The 6840-nt window shown below is 66.3% G+C and carries 9 protein-coding genes; 6 read left to right on the forward strand and 3 right to left on the reverse strand.

The annotated features are described in order from the left end of the window. Positions 1-7: 7 nt before the first annotated feature. Positions 8-904 (forward strand): hypothetical protein, encoded by an 897-nt coding sequence (locus AC1VNY_RS38755; RefSeq protein ID WP_482409115.1) that lies wholly within the window; start codon positions 8-10, stop codon positions 902-904. A 13-nt stretch (positions 905-917) separates the two neighbouring features. Here AC1VNY_RS38755 and AC1VNY_RS38760 read toward each other — a convergent pair whose 3' ends face one another. Further along, positions 918-1595: a DUF599 domain-containing protein gene (locus tag AC1VNY_RS38760; RefSeq protein ID WP_283071141.1), complete on the reverse strand. Its 678-nt coding sequence runs from the start codon at positions 1593-1595 to the stop codon at positions 918-920. A 119-nt stretch (positions 1596-1714) separates the two neighbouring features. On the opposite strand from AC1VNY_RS38760, the gene AC1VNY_RS38765 reads away from it, so the two are divergent. From AC1VNY_RS38765 to AC1VNY_RS38785, 5 genes are all read left to right on the forward strand, one after another. After that, on the forward strand, positions 1715-2368 hold the full coding sequence (locus AC1VNY_RS38765; protein ID WP_482409116.1) for a glutathione S-transferase N-terminal domain-containing protein: 654 nt from the start codon (positions 1715-1717) through the stop codon (positions 2366-2368). A gap of 219 nt (positions 2369-2587) precedes the next feature. Then, the gene (locus AC1VNY_RS38770) at positions 2588-2956 is read left to right on the forward strand and encodes a YidB family protein (RefSeq protein WP_028343362.1); all 369 of its coding nucleotides are present in this window, start codon (positions 2588-2590) and stop codon (positions 2954-2956) included. A gap of 218 nt (positions 2957-3174) precedes the next feature. Next, positions 3175-3378 carry a hypothetical protein gene (locus AC1VNY_RS38775; RefSeq protein WP_018272021.1) on the forward strand — a complete coding sequence of 68 codons (204 nt, stop codon included), beginning with the start codon at positions 3175-3177 and terminating at the stop codon, positions 3376-3378. Between the two features lie 153 nt (positions 3379-3531). Further along, positions 3532-4473 carry a hypothetical protein gene (locus AC1VNY_RS38780; RefSeq protein WP_482409117.1) on the forward strand — a complete coding sequence of 314 codons (942 nt, stop codon included), beginning with the start codon at positions 3532-3534 and terminating at the stop codon, positions 4471-4473. Positions 4474-4610: 137 nt separating this feature from the next. Next, positions 4611-5051, forward strand: coding sequence for a DUF1489 family protein (locus AC1VNY_RS38785; RefSeq protein ID WP_482409118.1), 441 nt, complete (start codon positions 4611-4613; stop codon positions 5049-5051). Between the two features lie 19 nt (positions 5052-5070). On the opposite strand, the gene AC1VNY_RS38790 is transcribed toward AC1VNY_RS38785, so the two are convergent. Both AC1VNY_RS38790 and panC read right to left on the reverse strand, forming a co-directional pair. After that, positions 5071-5823, reverse strand: a complete 753-nt coding sequence (locus AC1VNY_RS38790) for a hypothetical protein (RefSeq protein ID WP_482409119.1) — start codon at positions 5821-5823, stop codon at positions 5071-5073. A 120-nt stretch (positions 5824-5943) separates the two neighbouring features. Next, entirely contained in the window at positions 5944-6795 is an 852-nt protein-coding gene (gene panC, locus AC1VNY_RS38795; RefSeq protein WP_482409120.1) for a pantoate--beta-alanine ligase, read from the reverse strand. Between the last annotated feature and the right edge of the window lie 45 nt (positions 6796-6840).

Consider the following 6840-nt stretch of genomic DNA (forward strand, 5'->3'; position numbering starts at 1 on the left):
GAGTGGGATGAAGTTTCGGCCAAACGCGGATCTGATGGCGTCGGTGTTCGTGCACCTGATGCTGCTCGCGCTGATTTTCCTTTATTCGGAGGTCCATCAGTTCGATCCCGTCGCCGCTGACACGGTGCCGGTCGAGATCGTGACGCCGCAGGAGGTCGCCAGGTCCGAGGTCGAAACCAAGCCCGAACCGGCACCGAGCCCCTCGCCGACGCCCGAGTTGCAGTTGCCGTCGCTCGACAAGCCGGTGGATTCAGCCAAGCCCGAACCATCGGCGCAGGCGGCCGCGCCACAGCAGAACGCGCCACAGCAGCCGCCGCAGAAGCAGCCGACGCCGCCGGCGCCCAAGCCCAGCCCGGCGCCGCAACGTGCCGCGGCCGAGCCGCCGGCACCGCAAACGCCACCGATGCCCCAGCCAACGGCGCAGCAACAGGCGGCAGCGTCGTCGCCTGCCTATGCGCAGCCCGAGCCTGATCTTTCAGTCAAATACAATGTCATGCTCGGCCTGCCGCCCGACATCTCCGTGAAGCCGCCCGCCAGCGCGCCGTCCGGCCCCGGACCCGGTAAGGACAATTTCGACGCGGCCGCCACCGAGCAGGCCGACGTCGGCTCGAGCGTAGTCGCCGAATTCCGCCGTCACCTGAAGACCTGCCTGAAACTTCCGCCGACGCTGAGCACGGGTGACGACGTGAAGATCAAGCTCAGAGTGCTCATGAAGCCCGACGGCAAGCTCGCCGCGCAGCCGGTGCTGATCGAGGCCACCGCCTCGGAAAAGGGGCCGCTGCTGCTCAAGAGCGCGACCGAGGCGCTGCAGGCCTGCCAGCCCTATGCGATGCTGCCGCGGGATCGCTACGGCGAATGGAAGGTGCTCGACCTCGATTTCAGCCCGCGCGATTTCGCGTCGTGAACCGCGGCAAGCTTCAGCTTCCCATCGCCTGCCAGGCATTCGAGGCGAACTGCCGGCGCCAGATCACGATCACGACCGCGGCTGTGGTGACGAACAGCACCCAGGGGCTGACGAACCAGCCGAGATAGCCGAGCGCGAAGAAGAACGCGCGCTGGCCGCGGTTGAAGTGCCGGCCCGCCGTCTCGAACAGCCGCGTGGTGCGGATCACATGGGCCTCCGCCTCCGGCGTATCGCGCCGGTCGGCCGGCGGCATCGCGCCGAACAGGATCGCCACATAGTTGAACAGACGATAGGCCCAGGCGAATTTGAAGAAGGTGTAGATGAAGATCAGGATCAGCCCGATGCACTTGACCTCCCACAAAGCGGGCGAGGGCGTGAGGTTGACCGGCAGCGCGCCGAGCACGGCGAGCGCGTCATTGGTGGCGCGCAACAGCGCCAGCCCGCCGCCGATCGCGATCAGGCTGGTGGAGGCAAAGAACGCGGTGCCGTTCTGCAAGCTGGCCATGATCTGCATGTCGACCATCCGTGCGTCGCGATTGAGCAGATTCCGCACCCAGATCTCGCGATAGACATGCATCCGCGCCGACAGGCTGTCGCGCCCATACGCGGTGTGCTCCAGCGTGATGGTATAGACCAGCCATTCCAGCGCAAAGAAGCCGACGGCCAGGATGTCGGTCCAATAGCCAGTCATGTTGCCTTCCTTCGTGAGCGCGCGGCTGACTGTCCGCGCCGGGCCGCATCCGCGTCATGTACAGGTTGAACGCGTGCAATGCACTATGGCAAACTACCGAGGCAACAGGATTCCCGGACATGCTCAAGCTCGTCACCGGCAACAAGAACTATTCGTCATGGTCGATGCGGCCCTGGCTGGCGTTGCGCGCCAACAACATCCCGTTCGAAGAGGTCTTCGTTCCGCTCTACACGGACCAGGCCGACAAGGACCGCATTCTCTCGTTCAGCAAGGCCGGCAAGGTGCCGACACTGATCGATGGCGACGTCACGGTGTGGGATTCGCTGGCGATCATCGAATATCTCGCCGAGAGATTTCCCAAGGCGAAGCTCTGGCCTGCGGATCGCGCCGCGCGCGCGCATGCCCGCGCGATCTCGGCGGAGATGCATTCCGGCTTCATGCCGCTGCGCAACGAATGCGGCATGAACCTGCACCGGCCGATCCGTGCCGTCGCGCTCTCCGATGATGCGCGCGCCAACGTGGCGCGGATCCAGGAGATCTGGGCCGACTGCCATGCGCGCTACGGCAAGCAGGGTCCGTTCCTGTTCGGCGCATTCTCTGCGGCGGACGCGATGTATGCGCCCGTGGTGCATCGTTTCCGCACCTACGCGATCCCGGTGAAGGCCGAGGCACAGCACTATGTCGATGCCATGATGGCGCTGCCGGCGTTTGCAGAATGGACCCGCGACGGCATTGCCGAGACGCTGCGGATCGCCCGATTCGAGGATGCCTGACCGGTCTTGGAGCTTCGGTCCTGATTGAATCAGAACCGAAGCTCCGGATTTTTGTTTCGACACGTTTTCTTCACGCGAACCGGTATCCACTTCGCTCGAAAACGCTCCATGCGCTTCCGAATTGTGACAGCGGTCGCAAAGATCGCGGCTTGACGCCGCGGGGCCGAAGGCGTCGAATCCGGAAAGGCTGGTTTTGCAAGTCGTGAAAGGACTTAGACCATGGGCATTCTCGATTCCCTGGAGAATTCGCCGGAGCTGAAAGGCATGCTTGGCCAGCTTGGTGCGGCGGTGATCCCGGTCGTGCTCGGCGAGGTCTTGGGCAATGGCGGGCAGGGCGGCTTGTCCGCGATCGTCGCCAAGCTCGAGCAGGCCGGACTCGGCGAGCAGGTCAAATCCTGGATCGGTACCGGTCAGAACCTGCCGATCACGGCCGAGCAGCTCCAGCAGGTGCTCGGCAGCGACACGGTCAAGCAGCTCGCCGCTAAATTCAACATTCCGGTGGACCAGCTGTCCAAGGTGCTCGCCCAGCAACTTCCGGCTGCGGTCGACGGCGCGAGCCCGGGCGGCAAGCTGCCGCACACCGCCTGAGCGGCTGGAATCAGGGTTCCAGCGGGGCTCGGCGCGCAATTTCCGGCTGGCACGCAAATTGCTGCCTATCGCTCTGAAAAACCTGCAAAAATCGCACCTTCGCTATGCCCCAATCCTGCTGGATTTGGGGAGGTGCGATGTGCTAGCTTGCCGCAGGGTTCTCAAAATGCCGGCCTGAGCTATCGGGACTGTCAGCTCAGCCAGCAATCTCTAAGAAAATGGAGAGGGCGTTGAAGCATAAGTACTCGATTGGCGAGACCGTCTATTTCACGGCCAGCAACGTGGCGCGCCCCGCCGCGAGCGGCACCTATCAAGTGATCCGGCTGCTGCCGACCGACGGTGACGACTGCCAGTATCGCATCAAGAGCTCGACTGAAGCTTTCGAACGGGTGGCCAAGGAGAGTCAGCTCGCGCTGTCCTGAAGGAGTTGTGCGCAAGCCGGCGGCTGGAGCGGGTTCCGCACCGCCGCCGTCAAAAGGCCCTGTTCGCAGACCCATTGTGCTGAAGGTTGGACGTCGGGGTGGCGGCGTTCGCCGTCGCCGATTGTGCTTACGCTGCGTTGAGGGACATCGCGCATGAACTGGGCTTCCTCGCTGGATCAGATCTGGCGCTCACCGACCTTCCCGATGTGGCTGACGCTGGCCGCCGCGGGGTTCTTTGGGATCGTCGTTCTGGTCACGCTGCTGCGCGCGGAAAAATCCGTCGCCAACGGCGCGCTGACCGTGATCACGCTGCTGTCGATCGCGGTTGCGGTCGCCGCGACGATCCGTGGCTTCGGCCCGGGCGGGCAGGCGGCGCCGGCAGAGACACGGACGGCGCAACTGGCCAGCCAGACGGTGCCGGCGCTGGCCTGCGTCGACGACCTCGCCGGAGACGCCGTTCTCAACGCCTGCGAGAAGGTGCTGTTCGGTTCCTCGGATACGGCGGCGGCGGCAGTCAGCTACGCGGCGGCGCAGGTCTCGCGCCTGACCGCGCTGGGCGACCTCGCGACCGCCGAGCGCAATTCGACCACCGAGTTGCAGGCGCTGCGCCGCGCCATCGAGCATGACCGCTACGGCCTGGTAGCCTATGCGCTGATGGCGCGCGACCACTGTACGCCGACCGCGTGCCCCGCATTCCGCTCGCTCGGCGACAACCATCAGATCATCGCCAACATGAACGAGCGGACCTACGAGAACCTGATCACGCGCTACGCGGGGTCCTGGAACGCGCCCGCCGGCGCCCAGGCGTCGGCCGCCGCCGGCCTGGTCGCGGCGCTGCCTCAGTCTTTGCCCACCGGCAAGCCGACCAATGCGGAGTTTCCGAGCTCGGCGAACACGCCGCCGGTCAGCATCATGACGCCCGAGCCGGCGAAGCCGGCCGCGGCCGCGCCGGCCGCGCGGGCCGCCGCCGCGCCGCCCGCTGCAGCCCCGAAGCGGCCGCCGGCAGCGAAGCGCCCGGTCCAGATCGCGCCGGCCCCGGCAGCTCAGGCGCCGCCTCCTGCCGCCAGCGCACCGGCGGCTGCGAACGAACAATGAGCGTGATGACGGCGGCTTGAGCCACCGTCACTGCACTGTTCCGGCTTCGCTTCGCTCGAAAACGCTGTAATCCCGATATCCACCGCCGCGGAGAGCGCTCCCTTTTCAAAGCGCGCGCCGGCCGCTACATCCGGCAGATGCCGCTTCATCTCATCAAGCTCGCCGTCGGGTGCGACTCCGTCAAGGAACTCAAGGGCTGGGTTGCCGAACGGATGGCGACCGCGAAGAAAAAGGGCCTGCCGCTCCGTCACGTCCACATCACGCGGATGACGCCGAAGCGCGAGGAGGAGATCCTTGCCGGCGGCTCGCTCTATTGGGTGATCCGCGGCGAGATCGCCGCGCGCGAGAAGATCGTCGCCATCGAGCCGTTCCGCGACAAGGACGGTATCGGCCGCTGCCGGCTGGTGATGCAGCCCAAGGTGATCGCGGTCTCGCCGCGGCCGATGCGGCCGTTCCAGGGCTGGCGCTACCTGACCGCGGACTCCGCGCCGGCCGATCTCACCAAGTCGAGCGCGGCCAGCGTGGCATCGATGCCCGAGCCGATGCGCCGCGAGTTGCGTGACCTCGGCTTGCTCTGAGCACGATGGCCGCCGCGAACTACTGCGGCTGTGTCACGAGGTGCAGACGGCCCCATTCGGACGCCGGGATCTCGACATAGCGGCCGCCGCCCGCATTGCTGACGGCGACGTCGAGCAGTTCGTGATCGATCCCCATCTCGCCGAGATAGCGTCGGAACTGGTCGGTGAAGATCGAGGTCAGGCTCTCGCGGTGCTCGGCCGAGACGTTGGGCGCGAGCCGGTTGTGGATCGCCATGCCGCTCAGCACCACGCGGCTGCCCTCCGGCAGGCTGCGATGCACGCCGCCCGACAGCATCAGCAGGCAGGCGAAATCGCAGGCAATGCCCGACAGCTTCTCCTTCGCATCGAGCGGGCCGCCGGGCCGCTTGAGCGCAAAACATTCCTCCTCGGGTTTTCCGGTGCAGGCCTCGACCTCGGTCGCCGCGACCGCGGCATCGATGCCGCGATCGCGCAGGATGCGGCCGAGGCTGGAGGCGACGTTGAGGTTGGAATTCCCCTTGACGTTGATCACGACCGGCAGCTTGCGGCCGTTCTGCCGGTCGAGGATCGCCAGTAGACGCTTGTAGGTATCCCACTGCACGGCGCCCTCGGCGGCGATCCAGTCCGCGCAGCCCGGGCCGCAGGCATCGGGCGCACCATGCGCAACATAGAAGATCATCGCGCCGGGCGCCGAATTGACCCCGCCGACCGGCGGCCGGGTCTGCGCCTGCGCGAGGCCTGCGGCCATGAGCGCGATGCCGAAAGCAATGCCTTGCCTGAAATAACCGCTCATTCCGATCGCCTGTGAAAGGCGCGATCATCCACGCGTCGGCCGCGCAGATGAGGCCGAGCCCTCATTACAGGCTCGAACCTCGTTTGCGCATGAACCGCATCACACTTTCCGGATCCTGCTTCAGACCGGGATGTTGTCGATCAGGCGCGTGCTGCCGAGCTTTGCCGCCACCAGCATCCGCATCGGGCCGTCCTTCAGCGAGCCGATCGGCGCCAGGGAGGCGGCGTGGCGCACCTCGAGATAATCGAGCACGAAGCCGGCCTTGGTGATCGCCGCGGAACCGTCGGCCATTGCGGTCGCGGTATCCTCGCCGGCGCGCAGGCGGCCGGCCGTCTCCTTCATCACCCGATGAAGCTCGGGGGCGGCGCGCCGCTCCTCCGGGGAGAGGTAGACGTTGCGTGACGACATCGCGAGACCGTCGCGCTCGCGCACCGTCTTGGATCCGATCACCTTAACGCCGAGGTCGAGGTCCGCGGCCATCTGGGTGACGACCCGGAGCTGCTGAAAGTCCTTCTCGCCGAAGATCGCGAGGTCGGGCCGGACCTGAGTGAAGAGCTTGCCGACCACGGTGGCGACGCCGCCGAAGAAATGCGGCCGGAAGCGATCCTCGAGCCCGGCGGTGGCCGGCCCCTCCGGCACGATCCTGGTGGCGAAGCCGTCCGGGTACATCGCCTTCACCTCGGGGTGCCAGATCAGGTCGACGCCCTCGGCGGCGAGCTTGGCGACGTCGGCTTTCCAGGTGCGCGGATAGGAGCCGAAATCTTCGGTCGGCGCGAACTGGGTCGGGTTGACGAAGATCGAGACGACGACCCGCTTGGCGCGGCGCTTGGCGAGGCGCACTAGCGACACATGGCCGTCATGGAGCGCTCCCATGGTTGGGACCAGCGCGACGGTGGCCTTCTTGGCGCGCAGGGCGTCGACGGCGCGACGAAGGGCGGGGACGGTACGGACGACGGTGGGATTTCTCGGCATCTGGTCTCGGCTCGTGGGGCAATCCGGGTGGGGACGAATCTGGGT

Source organism: Bradyrhizobium ferriligni (assembly GCF_056837965.1).

Excerpts from the sequence above, each read along its gene's own strand:
- AC1VNY_RS38785 (WP_482409118.1), top strand. The coding sequence starts at position 4,611 with ATGCCGCTTCATCTCATCAAGCTCGCCGTCGGGTGCGACTCCGTCAAG.
- AC1VNY_RS38770 (WP_028343362.1), top strand. The coding sequence starts at position 2,588 with ATGGGCATTCTCGATTCCCTGGAGAATTCGCCGGAGCTGAAAGGCATG.
- AC1VNY_RS38760 (WP_283071141.1), bottom strand. The coding sequence starts at position 1,595 with ATGACTGGCTATTGGACCGACATCCTGGCCGTCGGCTTCTTTGCGCTG.
- AC1VNY_RS38755 (WP_482409115.1), top strand. The coding sequence starts at position 8 with ATGAAGTTTCGGCCAAACGCGGATCTGATGGCGTCGGTGTTCGTGCAC.
- panC (WP_482409120.1), bottom strand. The coding sequence starts at position 6,795 with ATGCCGAGAAATCCCACCGTCGTCCGTACCGTCCCCGCCCTTCGTCGC.
- AC1VNY_RS38790 (WP_482409119.1), bottom strand. The coding sequence starts at position 5,823 with ATGAGCGGTTATTTCAGGCAAGGCATTGCTTTCGGCATCGCGCTCATG.
- AC1VNY_RS38775 (WP_018272021.1), top strand. The coding sequence starts at position 3,175 with ATGGAGAGGGCGTTGAAGCATAAGTACTCGATTGGCGAGACCGTCTAT.
- AC1VNY_RS38780 (WP_482409117.1), top strand. The coding sequence starts at position 3,532 with ATGAACTGGGCTTCCTCGCTGGATCAGATCTGGCGCTCACCGACCTTC.
- AC1VNY_RS38765 (WP_482409116.1), top strand. The coding sequence starts at position 1,715 with ATGCTCAAGCTCGTCACCGGCAACAAGAACTATTCGTCATGGTCGATG.